Origin of the sequence: Phaeobacter sp. G2 (assembly GCA_025163595.1) — a bacterium.
Taxonomy (GTDB): domain Bacteria; phylum Pseudomonadota; class Alphaproteobacteria; order Rhodobacterales; family Rhodobacteraceae; genus Pseudophaeobacter.
On record CP104100.1, the window covers coordinates 2,079,304 to 2,100,467 of the forward strand.

Consider the following 21,164-nt stretch of genomic DNA (forward strand, 5'->3'; position numbering starts at 1 on the left):
TGAAGAAAGGGAAACCAAAGACCGCAGACCTCAGTCTGTCGGTCCAGGCGTGATGCGGCCACACCAAAACTGTGGCCGCACCAGGCGTTTCGCGGGGTTTATTGCAGGCCGTATGTGGCCAGATCGAGTTTGTCGTAAATCTCTGCCCGCATCATATCAGCCAGCGTCTCTTTGTCCTCGACGGGTACGTCGGCCAGCTTGGCATCCCACTTATCAATCGTCGCCTGGAACCGTGCGAGCAAGGCCTCAGCCTCTGCGATTTTATAGGTTTCCTGAATGATCGGCACGGCGTTCCCTGGCTGTTTGGCACGGAAGGCAGCAATCGACGCGGTAAGATCTTCGCCGGGTGCGTGGAAGGTTACACCCTCGGCTTTGAGGCTCTCTTCGGCGGCAGCTTCCTCCAGCAAGGTCCCGTCAACGATCAAAGCAGCCATAGCGTCGGCCTCCGCATAAAGTGCGGCGCGACGTTGATCTATGGTCAATTCAGCCCAAACCGCCGGGTTGTAGCCATGGCCCAGACCTGCCCAGAACATGGTCACAGGCATATCAGTGATATGGGGTGCGACTTCATAAAGTTTACGAACATAGGCGTCAGCAGCTGTTGTTGTGGTGCAGGTCAGCGCGCCCTTATCCAGCGCGCCATACTGTTCGTTGGTGTTAAACGACACAGTCGCAGCACCGGCCGCATTGGCCCATTCCGCAGGCGCACGGCCCGGCAGACGAAGCTTGGCACCGTTCAATTCTGCAAGCGTGGTGATCGGTGTGTTACAGATCAATTTGTACTGGTTCGTCGTGTAAGACCCGCCATAGACGACGCCGTGACCGGCCCATTCTGCCAACAACATGGGCTCGGTCATGTTGAATTCGGTGGCCGCCGCAATCACCACACGCGGATCGCCGAAGGTCATGCCCAGCTCTTCAAGCGCGTTGGCCACAGGCAGGTCGCTTGGCGTGTATTGCGCGAAATGGCCTGAAACGTCAGCGAGGCCATCTGCGATCTCTTGCAGGTTGCCGCCCGCCGTCACGCGCGCAGATCCCAGTTCGACCTCGGCTACCAATGTGCCGCCAGAGCGTTCGGCAAGCGCTTCGGCCCAATATGTATACAGATAGCGCGAATATTGGTGTTGCGGTGGTAGCCAGGTGGCGGCGGTGATTGTATCGCGAGCCATCACAACACTTGGGCCCAGAATGGCCCCACTGAGGGCTACGCCCAAGATGAAAGTCGTTTTCATTGGTCTTCTCCACTGTTGGTTGTTTTTTTGCCTTGTAAAGCGCTGATATCAGGGGTGATTGCAGGCTTTATCACCGCCCCTGTAAGGAAGAACTGGGCAAACCCCTGCCGCATATGTCGTGTTGCGACCTCTTGATGGCCGAAGGAATTGGTAAACCCGTAACCGCGCAAAGTGTTCGATGCGATGGCCCAGTGGGTCTCCTGTTCGGCCTGCGACAGGGCTGGCAGATCAAACGTATCGGTCCAAAACCGCAGTAGGTTTTCGCGCCATACGACAATGGCATCTTGCGCCGCCTCAGAGAGGAATTCTTCGACACGCATCCCCAGGGACATCTCCATGGTGGCGATGAACAAATCACTCGCAAAGGCTGCTGAAGTCTCAGTGACAAATTCTTCAAGCCCAATTTCACCGGATCGCAGCCTTTGGGATATCCGGGTCAAGCAGATCGCAAACTCCGCAAGCACATCTTCGAAAGCGGCAACGACAAGCGCGTCCTTGCTGGCAAAATGATGAAATAGAGCGCCCCTAGATACGCCCGCCTTCTTCAAAAGCGGTGCAATTGAAAGCCCTGCAAACCCATTTGAGATCAACTGATCGATCGCCGCCCGCTTGAGGGCGGCAACGGTTTTCTCAGAATCGCGAATGCGCGCTGTTGGGAGTTTTTTGTCCATTATTATCATCCTGATTATACCGACCGATCGGTATGTAAGGTGCCTCAATGGAGCTCATGCTGTCAATATGTTTTCCAATGACATGTCTAAAAACGGGTCAAGCGCCTGTATCACAAAGTGAAATTTTTGTGCTCATGTGGCTATGGGCAAGAATTCCGTCCAAGATGGTGAAGCGGTCTATGCGAAGTTTTGGGGAAGCCGCGATGCCGCACTTGGACATCTGGACAAAGGCCGGTGTGGGCCGTTCCACTCGTCGACCTGGGCACTGATGTAGGGCTTTTGAAAGGTCGCTTTTTGCGCTTTTCTGCCGTTCGTGCAGGTTGCGGCAATGGGCAATTGGGGCTCGAAGCTGCTTTGTGGCGGGCGACCCAATGTCTGCTGCCGGGAGGTTTGTGCCCGGTCAAGGTATCACTGTAGCGCCCCGCTCTGCCGATCAGCTCCGATTGGAAAGCCTGCCAAAAGGGGCTGATCGCAGATGTTGATGAAGGGGCTCTAGTCGTTGATGTCTGTCTCGAAGGTTTTTACCTGGCCCGAAGGCAGAGCAAAATAGCGCCGCATCAGCAGCCATGAGATCAGCGACAGGGCGGCGAACAGGAAGATCAAGGCGGGCAGGGCAAGAGCACCGCTGCCCAGCACCGCCAGCAGGATGCCGCAGGCCAGGGCACCCAGGGCAAAGCCCAGAAAGACAAAGCCGGGGGCCAGGACCTCTAGGATGGCGAGCACCAGCGCGGCGGCGCACCAAACCCACCAGAGTTCCCAATAGGAGGCTGCAACCGGTTCCATCATTTGCCACCTTTCAGCAGCTTGAAGGCATCGCCAAAGGCCTCAATTGCGTGGGCGGGCAGCACGATGGTCTGTTTGCCTTCGCCGTTGCCAAGCGCATTGAGCGCCTCAACCTGTTTCAGGGCCACCTGATACTGCGCCGCCTCGATGCCATTTTCGTGGATCGCCTTGGCCACGACTTCGGTGGCATAGGCCTCGGCGTCGGCCTGAATGCGGCGGGCCTTGGCGATTTGTTCGGCGGCATAGAGTTCGGCATCGGCAGACAGTTCAACTGCGCGTTTGCTCCCTTCGGCCTCGGTCACCTGGGCGCGACGGGCGCGTTCGGCGTTCAGCTGCTGCAGCATGGCGTCGCGGGTGGCCTGATCCAGGTTCACATCCAGGATTTCTGCGCGGGTGACTTCGATGCCCCAGTCATCCACCGCGTCCTCGACGCTTGCCTGGATCTGGCCAATCAGCTGGGTGCGGTTTGACTGCACCTCGTCCAGGTCCATCTTGCCGATCTCGGCGCGCACGATACCTGCCACGGTGGTTGCAATGGCGGCATCCACGTCGCGGATCCGGTAGACGGTTTTTTCTGGTTCGGTAATACGGTAGAACACAGAGGTGTCGATCTGCACCAGCACGTTGTCCTTGGTGATGGCATCCTGGCTGGCACTGGGCAGCTGGCGTTCCAGAATTGAAATGCGATGCGCCACGGCGTCCAACAAGGGCACGATAAAGTTGATGCCGGGTCCAAGCACCGAATGCAGGCGCCCAAAGCGCTCGATCACAAATTTTTCGGACTGGGGTACAATGTGGACGCCTTTGAAGATGATGACGATCAGGAAGATCGCCCCCAGCAGGTAGATGGCGTTTTGTGAAATTAGACCAATGAGAAAATCTTCGTTCATCGGGCCCTCCTAGAAAAAGTTGTGTACTATTGCATACATATGGGGTCGCCATGGTATGACTGCAAGAATGCAGCCTATGTCCTGTATGCTCTGCTCTGAGAGGGCTGACAAGATGGCTTGAGGCTTGTCAAAAGCCGCGCAATCAGGCAAATGCGCTGGGTTCTGCACTCAAAGGAGAGTAAAATGGCGCCGAAAATCACCTTTGATCTGAAAGCCCGTGATGGCAAGGCCCGCACCGGGGTTATTTCCACACCGCGCGGCGATATCCGCACGCCGGCCTTTATGCCGGTTGGCACCGCCGCCACGGTGAAGGCGATGATGCCGGAAAGCGTGCGGGAAACCGGTGCAGATATCCTGCTGGGCAATACCTATCACTTGATGCTGCGCCCCACGGCGGAACGCATTGACCGCCTGGGCGGGCTGCATAAATTCATGAACTGGGATCGCCCTATCCTGACGGACTCCGGCGGCTTTCAGGTGATGTCCTTGGCAGGGCTGCGCAAGCTGACCGAGACGGGCGTCACTTTTAAGTCCCATATTGACGGCTCCAAACATGAGCTGACGCCAGAACGCTCGATGGAAATTCAAAAGCTATTGGGCTCTGATATCGTGATGTGTTTTGACGAATGCCCGGCGCTGCCCGCCACCCGGGATCGCATTGCCGAAAGCATGCGCCTGTCGATGCGTTGGGCCGAACGCTCGAAAGAGGCCTTTGGCGATCGCCCGGGCCACGCGCTGTTTGGCATCATGCAGGGCGGTTTGGAGCAGGATCTGCGTGCAGAAAGCGCCGAGGCGCTGAAAAACATCGGTTTTGATGGCTACGCTGTGGGCGGGCTGGCCGTGGGTGAGGGGCAGGAGGCGATGTTTGACTGCCTGGACTATGCCCCTGATATGCTGCCCGAGGATAAGCCACGGTACCTGATGGGGGTTGGTAAACCTGATGACATCGTCGGCGCCGTGGCGCGGGGCATTGACATGATGGACTGTGTGCTGCCGTCGCGCTCGGGGCGCACCGGCCAGGCCTTTACCCGCCACGGCGTGGTCAACATCAAAAACGCCCGCCACGCGGATGACCCGCGCCCCCTGGATGAAAACTGCAGCTGCCCGGCCTGTTCGAAATACAGCCGCGCCTATCTGCATCATGTGTTCCGCAGCAACGAAATGATTTCGGGCATGCTGCTGACCTGGCACAACCTGCATTATTTCCAGGACATCATGGCAGGCATGCGCGAGGCCATCGCAGAGGGCACTTTCGCGGCCTGGCAGCAGGGCTTCCATGATGGACGCGCCCAGGGCGATATCGAGCCATTGTAAGGGGCCTATTCACATCGCAGGGGCAGGTGAAAGACCTGCCCTGTTTGCATTACATTTGTGAAGAATTTGAACCTCTCTCCCTGTTGCGGACCCTCTAAGGACAAGGTCTGGTCACAAAATTCCTGTGTGTTGCTCAGCAGTTTGTAACACCTGGAGGTGAGTAATGAAAAATTCTGTTTCTGCAAGTTCCGCCCATATCGTTCTTTTTGTTGTCCTGGGCCTTGGTATGGCTTTGATTGGATTTATGGATGGCGGATCTTCCCAATCATCTGAATTTGCCCAACTTTCCCATCTTCAAAGTGGTCAGGCTAAATAACCAAGCTATTTGGTCCTGGTGGAACGGGGGGCTTCATCAGCCTGTTGGCGGCCTGTTGACTGTGCGGCTGGACGTCCGGCGGGGCAGTGGCATTAGGTGTTTTGGGTCGTGCGCGGATTTGCGGCGCATTTGCCAAAAGCGCTCTTGTGGTTCGGCAATGCTACGGGCAAGGTGTCCCCCAACTTTGCGGTGCGGCGGTTGAAATATGTTAACCGCTGTACCAGATAAAGACTTCCAAAGAGGGGAGCGCCAGAGGTTGCCGAGTGTCGGGACCGGGGGCTCTTGCCAAGTAAAGGACCGAGTATGAAAGAGCCGCTTAATTCTTCCTATCCTGTATTGCCGCTGCGCGACATTGTGGTCTTTCCGCATATGATCGTGCCGTTGTTTGTGGGTCGGGAAAAATCTGTGCGCGCCCTCGAAGAGGTGATGGCGGATGACAAACAGATTCTGTTGTCCAGCCAGATTGACCCGGCAGAGGACGAGCCACAGACCGATGGCATCTACCCAACGGGTGTGCTGGCCAATGTGCTGCAACTGCTGAAACTGCCCGATGGCACCGTAAAGGTGCTGGTCGAAGGCCATGCGCGGGTCAAGATCACCAATTACCTCGAGAATGAGGACTATTTTGAAGCCGGTGCGGAATATCTCACCGAGATCCCCGGCGACGCCACCACCATCGAGGCGCTGGTGCGCACGGTTGGCGACGAGTTTGAGCGCTACGCCAAGGTCCGCAAAAACATCCCCGAAGAGGCCCTGTCCGCCGTCGGTGAAACTGCCGAACCCGCCAAACTGGCGGATCTGGTTGCGGGCCATCTGGGGATTGAGGTCGATCGCAAGCAGGAGCTGCTGGAAACCCTGTCGATCAGCGAGCGGCTGGAAAAAGTCTATGGGCTGATGCAGGGCGAAATGTCGGTTCTGCAGGTCGAGAAAAAGATCAAGACCCGGGTCAAATCCCAGATGGAGAAGACCCAGCGCGAATATTACCTGAATGAGCAGATGAAGGCCATTCAGAAGGAACTGGGTGACGGCGAAGAAGGGGCTGGCGAAATTGCCGAACTGGAAGAGAAGGTCGCTGCAACCAAGCTGTCGAAAGAAGCCCGTGAAAAGGCTGATGCGGAGCTGAAAAAGCTCAAGAACATGTCGCCGATGTCGGCCGAGGCCACCGTGGTGCGCAACTACCTCGACTGGATGTTGGGCATTCCATGGGGCGTGAAATCACGCGTCAAAAAGGACCTGGGCAAGGCACAGGACATCCTGGATGCGGATCACTATGGTCTGGAAAAGGTCAAAGAACGCATTGTCGAATACCTTGCGGTGCAGCAGCGCTCGACCAAGCTCAAAGGCCCGATTCTCTGCCTTGTGGGCCCTCCCGGTGTGGGGAAAACCTCGCTTGGCAAATCCGTGGCCAAGGCAACTGGACGCGAGTTCATTCGCATCTCGCTTGGCGGCGTGCGTGATGAATCAGAAATCCGCGGCCACCGCCGGACCTATATCGGCTCGATGCCCGGCAAGATCATCCAGGCGCTGAAAAAAGCCAAGACCACCAACCCGCTGATCCTGCTCGACGAGATCGACAAGATGGGGCAGGATTTCCGTGGTGATCCAGCTTCCGCGATGCTGGAAGTGCTTGATCCGGAACAGAACGCCACCTTTGTGGATCACTATATGGAGGTCGAATATGACCTCTCCAACGTGATGTTCCTGACCACCTCGAACAGCTACAACATGCCTGGGCCGCTGCTGGACCGGATGGAAATCATCCCGCTGTCTGGCTACACCGAGGACGAAAAGCGCGAGATTGCCAAACAGCATCTGGTGTCCAAGCAAGTCAAGAACCATGGTCTGAAGGCCAAGGAATTCGAGATGAGCGATGAGGCGCTGAAGGATATCATCCGCGTCTACACCCGCGAGGCTGGGGTGCGGAACCTGGAGCGTGAAATTGCCAAGGTGGCGCGTAAATCGCTGACCAAGATCGTCAAGAAAGAGGTCGAGAGCGTTTCTGTCACCTCCGACAATCTGGATGAGTTCCTGGGCGTTGCCAAATACCGCTATGGTCTGGCCGAAAAGGAAGATCAGGTTGGTGTTGTCACCGGGCTTGCCTATACCTCGGTAGGCGGCGAGCTGCTGTCGATCGAGGCCCTGCGCCTGCCGGGCAAAGGCCGGATGAAGACCACAGGTAAGCTGGGCGATGTGATGAAGGAAAGCATCGAGGCAGCTTCATCCTATGTGCGCTCCATCTCGCCCAAAATCGGGGTGAAGCCGCCCAAGTTTGACAAGTGGGATATCCACGTTCACGTGCCCGAAGGCGCCACCCCTAAGGATGGTCCCTCGGCGGGTCTGGCCATGGTGACTTCCATCGTGTCGGTGCTGACAAAAATTCCCGTGCGCAAGGACATCGCCATGACCGGCGAGGTTACCCTGCGCGGCAATGCGCTGGCCATTGGTGGCTTGAAGGAAAAGCTGCTGGCGGCCCTGCGTGGCGGTATCAAAACAGTGCTGATCCCACAAGAAAACGCCAAGGATCTGCCCGAGATCCCGGATAACGTCAAAGAAGGCCTGGAGATCATCCCGGTGAGCCATGTCTCGGAAGTTCTGAAGCATGCGCTGGTACGCCAGCCCGAGCCGATCGAATGGGACGAGGCTGCCGAAGAAGAGGCCGCTGCGGCAAAGGCCGCGCTGGAGGCTGGCTCCCGGGCGTCGGGTGCCCCAGCGCATTAAGCCGCTTGGGATAAAACAGAGGCGCTGATCTGACCCTTTGTTTTCTGATAAAAAAAGAGGGCGGCCCCTGCGGGTCGCCCTTTATCGTTTTATTGTTACTCTTTCCGTTCTGGCCCCTTGGTCATGGGCTCTTAGTATCTCGTTTATTTCTATTTAGCTCAGGCGGCGCTTTGCTGCGCCATTTTGGCCAGAACTGTGGTGATCGCCACCGCGTCGGGGCTCTGATCTTCCACTTTTGCCTGGTTCAGGATGTTGGCCAGGGTCAGGTCCAGCGCGCTGAGCTTATCTGCGACATAGTCAGCGCGATTGCTGATCTGCTCGATCTCGGAGGCAACATTGATGATGCCGCCGCCATTGGCGACAAAATCCGGCGCATAAAGAATACCTGCGTCATGCAGCGCCTGGCCATCCGCCGGGGTGGCCAGTTGGTTGTTGGCGCCGCCACAGACGACGGACACCTGCAACTGAGGAATGGTCTGCGCGTTCAGGATGCCACCAATGGCACAGGGAGCAAAGATATCGGCCTGGACGCCATAGATTGCGTCGGGGGCAATTGCGGTGGCGCCAAACTTGGCGACGGCTTTGTCGATTTGTGCGTGATTGACATCCGTGACGATCAGCTTGGCCCCAGCTGAGTGCAGGTACCCGCAGAGGTAATACCCCACGTGACCCAGCCCCTGCACCGCAATGGTCAATCCCGACAGATCCTTGCTGCCGCTCTGGTGCGCCTGGGTGGTGCGGATCGCGTTGAAAATGCCCTGCGCGGTGACCGGCGAGGGATCACCACTGGCAAACTCACCATCGGCGAGACCGGCCACATAGGGGGTCTCTTCTGCCAGAATAGCCATGTCCACCGGGCTCATCCCCATGTCTTCGGCGGTATAGTAGCGCCCCTCAAGGCTGTGAATGGCGCGGGCAAAGGCGCGCAGCAGGGCGGGGGATTTATCTACGCCAGGGTCGCCGATGATCACCGCCTTGCCACCGCCAAGCGCCAGACCTGCCGCGGCATTCTTGTAGGTCATACCCTCGCTGAGCCGTTTCACATCCACCAGGGCCTCTTCCTCATTGCTGTATGGGCGCATCCGCAATCCGCCCGCAGCGGGGCCCAGCTGCGTTGAATGCAGCGCGATATAGCCGATCAGCCCGGTGGCTGTGTCCGCGACACGGTAGATCTCTTCATGGGTCGTGGATGCGACGGGGGTGATTGTCATTTTTCTGGCTCCTCCTGGATAAGACGCCTGTCTAACCTAGGGGGAGTGGAGGTTTTCGCCAAAATTAAGCGCGGGACTTCTATCTATTGGAGATTTTGTCTACAGTTGGGTGGAATTATAGGTGAAAGCTTCATGGACAGTATTGATCGCAAGATAGTCGCCATTCTGCAGTCGCAGGGGCGGATCAAGATGGCCGAGCTGTCTGAGCGCGTTGGCCTGTCTGCGACCCCCTGTGCACGGCGGGTTGCCATGCTGGAGGAAGCCGGGGTGATCAGCGGCTATTCGGCACGGGTGGACCAGGCCAAACTGGGTCTGCCGGTGACAATTTTTGTGGCGGTCGAGCTGGACAATCAATCCACCGATGCCCTGCAGGCCTTTGAACGCGCGGTGCGTCAGTTTGATCAGGTAATGGAATGCTACCTGATGACAGGCACCCGCGATATCTTGCTGCGGGTTGTGGCGCAGGATCTGAATGATTTTGATCGCTTCTTGGAGGAACGCTTGATGCGGGTCTCCGGTATTCGAAATACCCGCTCCAGCTTTACCCTGCGCACCATGATTGCCCGCACCGCCTTGCCGCAGTTCTAGCTTTGGGGCAGCGCTGGCAAGGGGGGCTGAAAGTGCCTCACCAACACCTTTGCAAGACCTGAAAAAGGGCAGGGAGCTATGTAAAAGTCACAGGTAGACCTTTTGTAAACCACATATCTGGCCTTCCACTTTGGGACCGCCTAGCCTGAGCAAAGATGATGGATAGGCAACATCAGAAAATCGAGGCACATCATGACCAGCAGTAAGACAGGCGGTCGCAAACCGGCGACGCGCAAAGCTTTGCCGCAAAAACCCGCGACTAAAGCGCGGCTGGCAGAGGCGGCGCAGCAGGATCCGGCCACGTCACCTGAGTTGGCAACAGAAGGAGCACCCCCGTTGGATATTTCGGACAAATCCGCTAGCCCGCCCCAGACACTGGCTGCCGGGCAGGACCCCAGCCCGGTTGTGGTGACCTCGACACCGGTGCTCGACGTGCCGCCCCTGAACAAGAAAGAACTGATTGATGAGGTCGTTCTGCGGTCCGGGGTGAAGAAAAAAGATGCCAAGCCGGTTGTCGAGGCGCTTTTGTCCGTACTCGGAGAGACAGTGGCCTCTGGCCGCGATCTGAACCTCAGACCCTTTGGCAAATTGTTGCTGAAACGCAGTGAGCTGCGCAGCAATGGCACTCTGCATGTCTGTCGGCTGCGCCAGCCATTGGAGCAACCGCGCGAAATTGCCGAAGATACGGATATTTCTTCCTAGGCCCCTCTTGCGTAGGGCGAGACCTGAGGGTACTACCCAGCGCACCGGGTGATTAGCTCAGTGGTAGAGCGCTTCGTTCACATCGAAGATGTCAGGAGTTCAAATCTCTTATCACCCACCATCCAGCCCTTTGAAATTAATGCGTAATGCATCTCGCGGGGGCTCGTTTGCACCGTGTTCCACTGTCCTTTACCTCTTGCTGTTCCGTTCGTCGCGTCAGGAGACGGCTTATTCAGCTGCCAGAGTGGGGGGCAACTCACTAGGGCGGGTTCTCAGGACCGATGCGCTCTCAGAGCTTCCGGCACTGCGATTAGCAGCAAAAGGGTTGCGGTGATCATGAAAAGCCAGCTTCCGACCAGCTGAAACAACAGCGCGCCGCACAAGCCGCCAACGGCAAAACAGGCGAGCGTTAAACTGTGTAGCCAGAGCTTTGGCGTGGCCTCTCGTCGTGACTTGTCCCCCCCGACCAATGCCGCCAGCTCTATTCCGATGTCAGTTGCCATTCCCGACACATGGGTGGTGCGCACCCGCGCCTGAGAAATCATCGTCGTCACAGCGTTTTGCAGGCCCATGACAAAGCTGAGTACAATGACCAACAATGTCTCGTGTTCTGTGGCTGATGATCTGGTAAGGGCGGTGCCGACCAGCAATAGAATGATGGCCTCGGCGGCAATTGCCAAGGCATAGACCGAGCGGAGCTGTCGACGTTCCCCTGCTTGAATAGCAAGGGCCGCTATGGCTGCGCCCCAGATAAAGGCAACGACCAGCCCCAAGAACGACAAGGCAATCGGGATTGCACCATTCGCCAGGTGGTCAGCAAATGCCGAGATATTTCCTGTCATGTTGGCTGTGAAGGATCCGGCGATCAGGAAGCCGACAGCGTTCAGCGCACCGGCGATAGACGAAAGGAGGCCTGCCAGAACCAGATCAATATTTGAAGTGCGCGCATTGCCAACTTTGATGAGCATCATAGTTCCAAATGGTTAGGGCTTTGGGGGCAGGACATCGTCATCCGACCTGATCAGTGTGACAGACTTTGTGGCAGAATAGGAAGCCCTGCGCAAAATAGGGGGGCTACTTGATGCAGATGTGAAGCCGTCTGCGGCAATAGCCGTCAAACCCGGAGGGTGGCTGCTTCATGGTGTGTCAGGCTCTTGAAGGGCTTGCGACGAGAGCGACTATTGGCAACGTCTCGGATCTTGCACAACTGTCATTCACGGGTGTTCAGCAAACCTTCGTTACCTGCCGCAAAACACCTCTATTTAAGTTCTGACCATAGGGCCGCCAGAAAAAATGGGGCCAGAAGGGGGGCAAAGAAAAGAGGCGCAATGGGTCCATTGCGCCTCTTGCCTGATGTGAAAGGCTAAGCTCGAAGCCGTGAGGCGCGCTTAGAAATGTGCCGATTTTGTTCCGGCTGGAACTGCCAGAGGTGGGGCAAACTTGGTGAGATCAATGCCTTCAACAGCGGCTTTGTATTCCTCCATTGTGGGGGTGCGCCCCAGAACGGCGGCCAAAACAACAACCGGGGTCGAGGCAAGCAGCGATTCACCCTTCTTCTCGGCGGTGTCACCAACAACGCGGCCCTGGAACAGGCGGGTCGAAGTGGCAAGAACCGTGTCCCCCTTGGCGGCTTTTTCCTGGTTCCCCATGCAGAGGTTACAGCCGGGACGTTCAAGGTAGAGAATGTTCTCATACTCGGTCCGGGCCTGTGTTTTGGGGAACATGTCGTCAAAGGTGAAGCCGGAATAGCGCTGCAGAATTTCCCAGTCGCCTTCTTCTTTCAGCTCATCGATGATGTTGTAGGTTGGGGCAGCCACCACCAGCGGTGCTTTGAACTCGACCTTGCCCATTGTCTTTTCAAGGTTCTTGAGCATCTGCGCCACGATTTTCATATCGCCCTTGTGCACCATGCAGGAGCCAACAAAGCCCAGGTCGACGTGCTTGTCGCCGCTATAGTAGGTGATGGGGCGGATTGTGTCGTGGGTATAGCGCTTGGACACGTCGTCGTTGTTGACATCCGGGTCCGCGATCATCGGCTCGTCGATCGCGTCCAGATCAACAACAACCTCGGCAAAGTATTTTGCGGTGTCGTCCGGGGTCAGGGCTGGGTTGGCGCCTGATTTGATATCAGCAATACGGGCGTCTGCCTTGTCGATGAGCCCCTGCAAAAGCTTGGCGTCATTGTCCATGCCCTTGTCGATCATGATCTGGATACGGCCCTTTGCCAGCTCTAGCGAGCCGATCAGGGTCTCGTCATTGGAGATACAGATCGAGGCCTTGGCCTTCATCTCCGCTGTCCAGTCGGTAAAGGTAAAGGCCTGATCCGCCAGCAGGGTGCCGATATGCACTTCGATCACACGGCCCTGGAAGACGTTGTCGCCATGCTGATCCAGCATCTGCGCCTGGGTGGCATGTACCACGTCCCGGAAATCGAGGTGGTCCGCCATCTTGCCTTTAAAGGTCACCTTGACCGATTCAGGGATTGGCATCGAGGCTTCGCCGGTGGCCAGCGCCAGGGCAACAGTGCCCGAATCCGCACCAAAGGCGACGCCTTTGGACATACGGGTGTGGCTGTCGCCGCCGATGATGACGTCCCAGTCATCGACGGTGATGTCGTTCAGGACCTTGTGGATCACGTCGGTCATCGCATGATATTCCCCCTTGGGGTCACGCGCGGTGATCAAGCCGAAATCATTCATGAATTTCATCAGCTTGGGGATGTTGGCCTGGGCCTTTTTGTCCCACACGGATGCGGTGTGGCAGCCGGACTGATAGCCCACGTCAACCGAAGGCGAGATGACGGTTGCGGCCATCGCTTCCAGTTCCTGCGCCGTCATTGGGCCGGTGGTATCTTGCGAGCCAACCACGTTGACTTTGACGCGCACATCAGATCCGGCATGCAAGGTCGCGCCTGGGGTGGTGCCCAGGGCGTTGCGGTTGAAGATCTTTTCAACAGCGGTCAGGCCCTGGCCCTCGGCGGTGACTTCTTTGGAGGGGGCATAGGCTGATTTCAGCTCTTGACCCAAAGCACCAGCGGCAAATGTCTGCAGCTTTTTGCCAAAAACGACAGCGTAGGAGCCGCCGGCCTTCATGAATTCCACCTTCTGCGGGGTGAAGGCGGTGGCGACGCTTTTCAGCTCTTTGCCATCCGCATCATGCAGGGTCTTGGTTTTGGAGTTGATGGTCAGGACCGTGCCGGTGGCGACCGAATAGGCCTCTTCCAGCACAGCTTCGCCATCTGCGTCTTCCACGACGTTGCCGTCGGCGTCCAGCTTTTTGACCCAGTTGTCCAGGTCAATGCCGATGCCGCCGGTCACGCCAACGGTGGTCAGAAAAATTGGCGAAATGCCGTTGGTGCCGGCCACAACAGGGGCGATGTTGATGAAGGGCACATAGGGCGAGGCCTTTTTACCGGTCCAGAGCGCCACATTGTTGACGCCGGACATGCGGCTGGAGCCAACACCCATGGTGCCTTTTTCGGCGATCAGCATGACGCGGGCATCGGGGTGCTGTTTTTGCAGCTCCTGGATTTCGGCCTGGGCTTCGGGGGTGATCATGCACTGGCCGTGCAATTCGCGGTCCGCACGTGAGTGCGCCTCGGCACCGGGCGACAGCAGGTCGGTCGAAATATCGCCCACACCGGCGATATAGGTCACCACTTTGATTTCTTCTTCGACCTCTGGAAGCTTGGTGAAAAATTCAGCCTTTGCGTAGCTTTCCAGGACCTCCTTGGCGATTGCGTTGCCGTCGGCAAGCGCTGCGGCCAGACGGTCGGTGTCTGCCTCATAGAGGAACACTTGGGTTTTCAGAACTTCGGCGGCCTGTGCCGCAATCGCAGCGTCGTCCCCAAGTGCCAGATCCAAAAGTACTTTGACCGAGGGGCCACCCTTCATGTGCGACAGCAGCTCAAAGGCAAAGGTCGGGGTGATTTCCGCAAGGCTTTCCTGACCCAGAATGATTTCTTTCAGGAACTGAGCCTTCACGCCCGCGGCGCTGGTTGTGCCTGGGATCGTGTTGTAGATGAAGAAGTTGAGCGAGTCCGCGCGATAGGCGTTGTCGACATCTTTGATCTGCGCGATCAGCTCTGCAACAAGGTCCGCCCCGTCGATGGGCTTGGGGTGCAGGCCCTGTTCTTTGCGTGTTTCAATCTCTGCTAGGTAGTCAGTGTACAAGGTCATGGTTTTCCCGCCGATTTGGTGTTGCACGTAAGCTTGAGCGACGGGTGTCAGAAAAGGTCTGGCGAGTCGGAACAAGCTGGTTGTATGCGATGGTATACTTATTGGGGGTCAGATGCAATATGCCCCCCGGTGAGTTTGATGTTTTGACTGGTCTTGTCTGTTCTCAACTGTGAAACGGTTTCAGCCTGCGCTGCGACCCAAAGGTGTCGCTGCGCAGGCTAGCCCATCAAGGTTACCGCCGGACTAAACATGGTTTTGCAGCGCTGGCAACAAAAGCCGCGCTGAAACAGGCTGCGGCACTTTGTTTGACAGGGCCGGGGCAGGGGGCGCAGGGGCGGGCTGTCTGGATCGTCTTAACTCTGCCAGCTCCCAGCCCCCGCCCGGTGGCTTTGGCTAGTCGCTGGCCACCACTTTTTGTTTTTGCACACCCAGGCCTTCGACCCCCAGCTCCATGTAATCGCCGGGTTTCAGGTAGACCTCGGGGCGTTGCCCCATCCCAACACCCGGAGGTGTCCCGGTCGAGATCACATCCCCCGGCTGCAGGCTCATGAACTGGGACAGATGCGAGATGACAGTAGCCACGTCAAAATGCATCGTCCGGGTGGAGCCATCCTGATAGCGATGGCCGTTCACCTCCAGATGCATGGCCAGATCCTGTGGGTTTGGCACCTCGTCGCGGGTCACCAGCCAGGGGCCGATGGGGCCAAAGGTATCGCAGGATTTGCCCTTGACCCATTGCCCGGAGCGATGGATCTGAAAATCCCGCTCTGACAGGTCATTGACCACACAGTAGCCTGCAACATGGCTCAGCGCGTCCTCAACAGAGACATATTTTGTGTGTTTGCCAATCACCACGCCCAGCTCGACCTCCCAGTCTGACTTGACCGAGGTACGGGGGATTTCGATCTCGTCATCGGGGCCGCAGATGGCGGAGGTGGCTTTGAAAAAGACCACTGGTTCCTGTGGCAGGTCCATGCCCGCTTCAGCGGCGTGATCGGCGTAGTTGAGGCCAATACAGACAAATTTGCCCACCTGCCCGACGCAGGCGCCAATCCGGGGGTTGTCCTCTACCAGGGGCAGGCTGGCCGGATCAATCTGCCGCAGCGCCTGCAACTGGCTGTCGCTCAGCACCTCGCCTGCGATATCCCCCACCACGCCAGACAGATCGCGGATCTTGCCATCGGCATCCAACAGTCCTGGTTTTTCGCTGCCCAGTGGACCAAATCGCAATAGTTTCATGTGGTGTCTGTCTCCCTGACATTCAAACTGACATTCAAATCGATCAGCCGCCGTTGCGGGCGGGCGTTGCCCCAGTGGTAAAGGCGTTGTCGGCGCTGGCAAGGTGCAATGCGACGGCTGCGACCTCTTGTGTCCCCACCCTGGGGACGCGGCCGGATGTTCAGGCGCGTTGAATTGCCTTGGCAATCAGCCGGGCAACCTCTGGCGTGGTGCCGAGGGCAGGCAGCACTGTGCCATCGAATTTGGCGCTGCTGAGCGCCTCGGGAATATCGTCTTTGACGTGATCGCCGGACTGGGCAAAGAACGGCAGGCAAAGGCCGTCGCTGGGCATGTTTGAGGCGACATCCGCCAGATAGGGCGCTTGTTCGATATAGGCTGTCCTCACCTCCAGCTCTGGCAAGAGCGGGCGCAGTGCGGTGGCAAAAAGCTCGGTGGCGGCGGCGGCCTTTGGGCCGCGGGCAGAGCCATGGGCCGCGAGCAGCAGGCAGCCTGGCGCGCTCGGGTCAGAACCAGAGCCAGAGGCCGAACCAGAACCAGAGGCCGCTTCAAAGGGCTGGCCCTGTGCGGCGCGGGCCTGCCGGACCAGCCTGGCCGCCAGTTCGGGGAGGTTGGGATCCTGGCCAAAAGGCGGCAGTTGCCGGTGATCCACGTGACAGATCCGTTTGGGCAGAACTTTGCTGGTGAACCAGCCCTCTGCCATGAAGAAGGGATAGACCAAGGCCCCCGGCTGCATCACCTGTTCCAACCGGCCAGGCTGCGCCAGGGTGGCCGAGCGCAGCTGCCATCCGGGAAGAAAGCTGGCAACCTGTTCAGCCAGTTGTGCCAGGCTGTGCTCTGGCGGATTGGGCGCCGACGGCTGGCCATGGGCCACCAGAACAACGGTTTTGGGGGCCGCGTCGGAGGTCTGTGCATCAATGACTTGGGAGGCAGGGGAGGGGGAGGACATCAGGAGGCTTCTGCATGGCTGGGGGTGAATGTGGGAGACTTGGTCTGTCCAGAGGGCAGGACAGAGATCGACCGGCTGGGTGATTTATATATGTCGTTCTGGGCCTGGCGCTAGGGCACAGAGCCTATTTTGCCAAAGGCTGTGCCCGCGATAGGTGTTCCCGTGGAAGGTATGCCCGAGATCGCAGCCGCTCTTGTACCCTGTTGGCGGTTCGGTCAATCCGCTCCCAAGATAGCACGGGGCGGGACGGGGAGGCCAACCGGCCTCCCCAGGGACGACAGCCCTAGCCATATTGCGCCACAGGGGTGCCGGCGATGGCCGCCATATTCAACAGGCCACGCGCGGTGATCGACGGGCTGACGATATGGGCGCGGTTGCCCATGCCCATCAGGATCGGCCCAACCTCCAGACCATCAGAGCGCATTTTCAGAATGTTGCGCACCCCAGAGGCGGCATCGGCATGGGCAAAGACCAGCACATTGGCCGCCCCCTGCAGACGCGAATTGGGGAAGATACGACCGCGCAGATCGGGGTCCAGCGCGGTGTCGATGTTCATCTCGCCCTCATAGGTGAAATCGCAGTTATTGGCATCGAGGATCTCGATCGCGGCGCGCAACCGGCTGCCTGTATCACAGGCGATATTGCCAAACTGAGACTGCGAGCAAAGCGCGATTTGAGGCTCGATGCCAAAGCGGCGCACATGGCGGGCGGCGCCCATGACGGTCTGGGCGATCTGTTCCGGTGTGGGTTCGATCCTGACCTGAGTGTCGGCAATGAACAGAGGCCCATCTTCGAGGATCATCATCGACAGGGCGCCGTGTGGTTCAAGGCCATTGCCGCCCAGCACCTGGTTCACATAGTTCAAATGCCAGCGGTATTCGCCAAAGGTGCCGCAGATCAGGCTGTCGGCCTCATTGTGATGCACCATGATGGCGCCAATTGCCGTGGTATTGGTGCGCATGATCGCCTTGGCCAGATCCGGGGTGACCCCCTGGCGCTGCATCAGCTGGTGGTAGCTGTTCCAATAGTCATAGTAGCGCGGGTCGTTTTCCGGGTTCACGATCTGAAAATCGCTGCCGGGGCGGATGCGCAGGCCCATCTTTTCGCAGCGCGCCTCGATCACCTCGGGGCGGCCAATCAGGATTGGGGTCTCGGTGGTTTCCTCCAGAATTTCCTGTGCAGCCCGCAGCACCCGCTCGTCCTCGCCCTCAGAAAACACAATCCGACGGGAGGCTGCGCGGGCAGCTTCAAACACCGGGCGCATCAGCAGCGCTGATTTGAACACCGTTTGATTGAGCCGCTGTTTGTAGGCCTCCAGGTCGTCGATCATACGCGAGGCGACGCCGCTTTTCATCGCCGCCTCAGCCACCGCTGAGGAGACCACGGCCACCAGGCGCGGGTCAAAGGGTTTGGGGATCAGATAATCAGCGCCAAAGGTCAGCTGCTCGCCCTTATAGGCGGCTGCCGCTTCGGCGCTGGTGGTGGTGCGGGCCAGTTCGGCAATGCCCTCGACGCAGGCGATCTGCATCTCATCGTTAATCTCAGAGGCGCCCACATCCAACGCCCCGCGAAAGATGAAGGGAAAACACAATACGTTGTTGACCTGATTGGGAAAATCGCTGCGCCCGGTGGCGATGATAGCATCAGGGGCTGCTTCGCGGGCCAGATCCGGCAGGATTTCGGGGTTGGGATTGGCCAGGGCAAACACAATCGGCCGGGAGCTCATCTTGGCGACCATTTCGGGCTTCAGCACATTGGGGCCGGAAAGGCCAAGGAACAGGTCGGCGTCTCCGATCACCTCGTCCAGGATGCGCAGGTCGCTGTCCTGGGCAAAGGCGGCTTTTTCCGGGTTCATGTCTTCGCTGCGGCCCTCATAGACCAGCCCGTGAATATCGCACAGCCAGATATTTTGCCGCTTCACCCCCAGTTTCACCAGCATGTTGAGGCAGGCAATCCCGGCTGCCCCGCCGCCGGTCGAGACAATCTTGATGTCTTCAAAGCTTTTGCCAGCCACATGCAGCGCATTGCGGGCGGCGGCCCCAACCACGATGGCGGTGCCGTGCTGATCATCGTGAAACACCGGGATCCCCATGCGCTCGCGGCAGATTTTTTCCACGATAAAACAATCCGGTGCCTTGATGTCTTCCAGATTGATGGCGCCAAAGCTGGGTTCCAGCGCACAGACGATATCGGCCAGTTTTTCCGGGTCGCTTTCGTTTACCTCAATGTCAAAGCAATCAATGCCGGCAAAGTTCTTGAACAGCACCGCCTTGCCCTCCATCACCGGTTTGGAGGCCAGCGCGCCGATATTGCCCAGCCCCAGGACCGCAGAGCCATTGCTGACAACCGCCACCAGATTGCCACGTGCGGTATAGCGCGCGGCGTTCTCGGGATCGGCTTTGATTTCCAGACAGGCCTCAGCCACCCCCGGTGAATAGGCGCGGGCCAGATCGCGGCCGTTGGCCATCGGTTTGGTGGCGCGGATCTCCAGTTTCCCGGGGCGGGGGAATTCGTGGTAACGCAGCGCCGCGTCGCGCAGGGAGGGGGTATCGGACATGAGGGGCTCCAAAAATACTATAGTTTAACATTAAACCAATTGTGACGTCGGGTGAACAGGCTTTTCAGCAACCTAACGTGATCGGCACTCTCTTGCGCAATGAAAAACTTCGTTCCACTGTGCCCAAACTGTGCCGGAAACGGTTTGCGACGCCCCGTGCAGCGGGGGAAAAGGATAAGTGATATGAGCGAGATTGCAGCAGAGATGCGCCTGCCCACGCAGGAGTTGCGTGAGGATATTCCGTTTTTTACCGAAGTCTTGGGTATGAAGATGGATATGATCTACCCAGCGGATGACCCTTCGGTTGCGGTGTTTTCAGGCCATGGGCTGCGGTTGCGGATCGACAAGGACGCCCCAGAGGCACCGGGGACCCTGCGCATTTTATGTGACGACCCCGATGGGTTTGCCGATGGCCAGCGGCTGCTGACGGCGCCAAACGGCACTCGGGTTGAAATCGAAGAGCGCCACCCGCCGCTGGTGATGCCAAAGACCGTGCATAGCTTTGTGGTGCGCCGTCTCAAGGATCAGGCGCCCTGGATCATTGGCCGTGCCGGGATGCATTACCGCGATTTGGTGCCCGACCGGCTGGGCGGCTCGATCATTGCCAGCCATATCCGCATTCCTGATGGCGGGCCGGTGCCGGATATGGTGCACTTCCACCGGGTTGGCTTTCAGCTGATCTTTTGCATCCATGGCTGGGTGGATGTGGTCTATGAGGATCAGGGCGAAAAGATGCGCCTGACGGCGGGGGATTGCTTTATCCAGCCGCCCGAGATCCGCCACCGGGTGCTGGAGGCCAGCGACAACGTGCAGGTGATCGAGATTGGCGTGCCGGCCGAACATGTGACCGAGATCGACCACGAAATGACGCTGCCAACACCGCATTTGCGCCCGGATCGCGAATGGCAGGGGCAGCGGTTTGTCTACAACCAGGCCGAGGGGGCTGCCTGGCAGCCGTTTCGCCTGCCGGGGTTTGAGGTCCGCGACACCACCATTGCAACAAATACCAAAGGCGTTGCCGGGGTTCAGGTGGTGCGGCCTGCCGCGGGCGGCGCAGATCCCGTTTGGGCCAGCCACGATAGCGATATCCACTTTACCTTTGTGATGAATGGCGCAGTGACGCTGGAGGGCGAGGGGCGCGATCCCTATCCGCTGGAAGAGGGCGATGCCTTTGTCATCCCGCCGGGGATGAAGACGCGGCTCAGCAGCGCCTCTGGCGATCTGGAACTGTTGGAGGTCAGCCTGCCGGGGGTATTCAACACCACCGTTTCGCAAAGCGCATAACCCGCCTGCGGGCTGGGGCGGGGTAGGATGTCGGACTACGCGCGGCAATAGGGGCTTTCCCTTTGCCGCTGCTTTCTCCTATCCTGATCCCTTTCGATCCCTCCACGCGGCCTGTTGCCCCAATCTAGCGAGACCCATTTATGACCCTGAAAGACGCAGCCTTCGCCGTGCGTAAGAACGCCTACGCGCCCTATTCCAACTTTCTGGTCGGGGCGGCTCTGCGCACAACGGCCGGCAATACCTATGTTGGCTGCAATGTTGAAAACGTCGCCTATCCCGAAGGCACCTGCGCCGAGGCCGGCGCTATTGCCGCCATGGTGGCCGCCGGGGAGCAAGAGCTGGCAGAGGTCTATGTGGTGGCCGACAGTCCAACACCGGTGCCGCCCTGTGGTGGCTGCCGTCAAAAGCTCAAGGAGTTTGGCGCTGGCGCGGTGAAAGTGACCCTGGGCACGCTGGACGGTTTGGAACATGAGACCACCATAGCAGATCTGCTGCCTGGCGCCTTTGATGCCGACCATATGGCACGGAGCTAACT

The 21,164-nt window shown here is 58.4% G+C and carries 17 protein-coding genes and 1 tRNA gene; 8 read left to right on the forward strand and 10 right to left on the reverse strand.

The genetic code is table 11. The features are described from left to right. Positions 1–98: 98 nt before the first annotated feature. The 4 genes from N1037_09905 to N1037_09920 all read right to left on the reverse strand — a co-directional run bounded on the left by N1037_09905 (position 99) and on the right by N1037_09920 (position 3,576). Positions 99–1,232 (reverse strand): hypothetical protein, encoded by a 1,134-nt coding sequence (locus N1037_09905; protein ID UWS77622.1) that lies wholly within the window; start codon positions 1,230–1,232, stop codon positions 99–101. After that, positions 1,229–1,951 carry a TetR/AcrR family transcriptional regulator gene (locus N1037_09910; protein ID UWS77623.1) on the reverse strand — a complete coding sequence of 241 codons (723 nt, stop codon included), beginning with the start codon at positions 1,949–1,951 and terminating at the stop codon, positions 1,229–1,231. Before N1037_09910 ends, N1037_09905 begins: the two co-directional genes overlap by 4 nt. Positions 1,952–2,395: 444 nt before the next feature. Beyond that, positions 2,396–2,686 (reverse strand): hypothetical protein, encoded by a 291-nt coding sequence (locus N1037_09915; protein UWS77624.1) that lies wholly within the window; start codon positions 2,684–2,686, stop codon positions 2,396–2,398. Continuing rightward, positions 2,686–3,576, reverse strand: a complete 891-nt coding sequence (locus tag N1037_09920) for an SPFH/Band 7/PHB domain protein (protein UWS77625.1) — start codon at positions 3,574–3,576, stop codon at positions 2,686–2,688. Before N1037_09920 ends, N1037_09915 begins: the two co-directional genes overlap by 1 nt. A gap of 183 nt (positions 3,577–3,759) precedes the next feature. Here N1037_09920 and tgt point away from each other — a divergent pair, with 183 nt between their 5' ends. The 3 genes from tgt to lon all read left to right on the forward strand — a co-directional run bounded on the left by tgt (position 3,760) and on the right by lon (position 7,924). Further along, the gene (tgt, locus tag N1037_09925; protein UWS77626.1) at positions 3,760–4,890 is read left to right on the forward strand and encodes a tRNA guanosine(34) transglycosylase Tgt; all 1,131 of its coding nucleotides are present in this window, start codon (positions 3,760–3,762) and stop codon (positions 4,888–4,890) included. A 163-nt stretch (positions 4,891–5,053) separates the two neighbouring features. Beyond that, positions 5,054–5,206, forward strand: a complete 153-nt coding sequence (locus tag N1037_09930; protein UWS77627.1) for a hypothetical protein — start codon at positions 5,054–5,056, stop codon at positions 5,204–5,206. A gap of 303 nt (positions 5,207–5,509) precedes the next feature. After that, positions 5,510–7,924 carry an endopeptidase La gene (gene lon / locus N1037_09935; GenBank protein ID UWS77628.1) on the forward strand — a complete coding sequence of 805 codons (2,415 nt, stop codon included), beginning with the start codon at positions 5,510–5,512 and terminating at the stop codon, positions 7,922–7,924. 158 nt (positions 7,925–8,082) lie between these two features. Here the strand turns inward: lon and N1037_09940 are convergent, their stop codons facing one another. Beyond that, positions 8,083–9,135, reverse strand: a complete 1,053-nt coding sequence (locus N1037_09940; protein ID UWS77629.1) for an amino acid dehydrogenase — start codon at positions 9,133–9,135, stop codon at positions 8,083–8,085. A gap of 132 nt (positions 9,136–9,267) precedes the next feature. On the opposite strand from N1037_09940, the gene N1037_09945 reads away from it, so the two are divergent. From N1037_09945 to N1037_09955, 3 genes are all read left to right on the forward strand, one after another. After that, positions 9,268–9,723, forward strand: a complete 456-nt coding sequence (locus N1037_09945; protein UWS77630.1) for an Lrp/AsnC family transcriptional regulator — start codon at positions 9,268–9,270, stop codon at positions 9,721–9,723. Positions 9,724–9,915: 192 nt separating this feature from the next. Next, a complete protein-coding gene (locus tag N1037_09950) occupies positions 9,916–10,425 on the forward strand; it encodes an HU family DNA-binding protein (protein UWS77631.1) in 510 nt (169 codons plus the stop codon). Between the two features lie 46 nt (positions 10,426–10,471). Next, positions 10,472–10,546, forward strand: a tRNA-Val gene (locus N1037_09955). Positions 10,547–10,697: 151 nt separating this feature from the next. Here the strand turns inward: N1037_09955 and N1037_09960 are convergent. The 5 genes from N1037_09960 to N1037_09980 form a co-directional block, all read right to left on the reverse strand. After that, entirely contained in the window at positions 10,698–11,393 is a 696-nt protein-coding gene (locus N1037_09960) for a DUF1275 domain-containing protein (GenBank protein ID UWS77632.1), read from the reverse strand. A 420-nt stretch (positions 11,394–11,813) separates the two neighbouring features. Next, positions 11,814–14,603: a bifunctional aconitate hydratase 2/2-methylisocitrate dehydratase gene (locus N1037_09965; GenBank protein ID UWS77633.1), complete on the reverse strand. Its 2,790-nt coding sequence runs from the start codon at positions 14,601–14,603 to the stop codon at positions 11,814–11,816. Between the two features lie 393 nt (positions 14,604–14,996). Beyond that, positions 14,997–15,842 (reverse strand): fumarylacetoacetate hydrolase family protein, encoded by an 846-nt coding sequence (locus tag N1037_09970; protein ID UWS77634.1) that lies wholly within the window; start codon positions 15,840–15,842, stop codon positions 14,997–14,999. A 160-nt stretch (positions 15,843–16,002) separates the two neighbouring features. Further along, positions 16,003–16,788: a cobalamin biosynthesis protein CbiX gene (locus N1037_09975; protein UWS77635.1), complete on the reverse strand. Its 786-nt coding sequence runs from the start codon at positions 16,786–16,788 to the stop codon at positions 16,003–16,005. Positions 16,789–17,071: 283 nt separating this feature from the next. Further along, the gene (locus N1037_09980; GenBank protein ID UWS77636.1) at positions 17,072–19,345 is read right to left on the reverse strand and encodes an NADP-dependent malic enzyme; all 2,274 of its coding nucleotides are present in this window, start codon (positions 19,343–19,345) and stop codon (positions 17,072–17,074) included. Between the two features lie 183 nt (positions 19,346–19,528). Between N1037_09980 and N1037_09985 the strand changes: the two genes are divergently transcribed. Together N1037_09985 and N1037_09990 are read left to right on the forward strand one after the other, a co-directional pair. Further along, positions 19,529–20,629 carry a cupin domain-containing protein gene (locus tag N1037_09985; GenBank protein ID UWS77637.1) on the forward strand — a complete coding sequence of 367 codons (1,101 nt, stop codon included), beginning with the start codon at positions 19,529–19,531 and terminating at the stop codon, positions 20,627–20,629. Positions 20,630–20,769: 140 nt separating this feature from the next. Next, positions 20,770–21,162, forward strand: a complete 393-nt coding sequence (locus N1037_09990) for a cytidine deaminase (GenBank protein ID UWS77638.1) — start codon at positions 20,770–20,772, stop codon at positions 21,160–21,162. Positions 21,163–21,164: the final 2 nt, after the last annotated feature.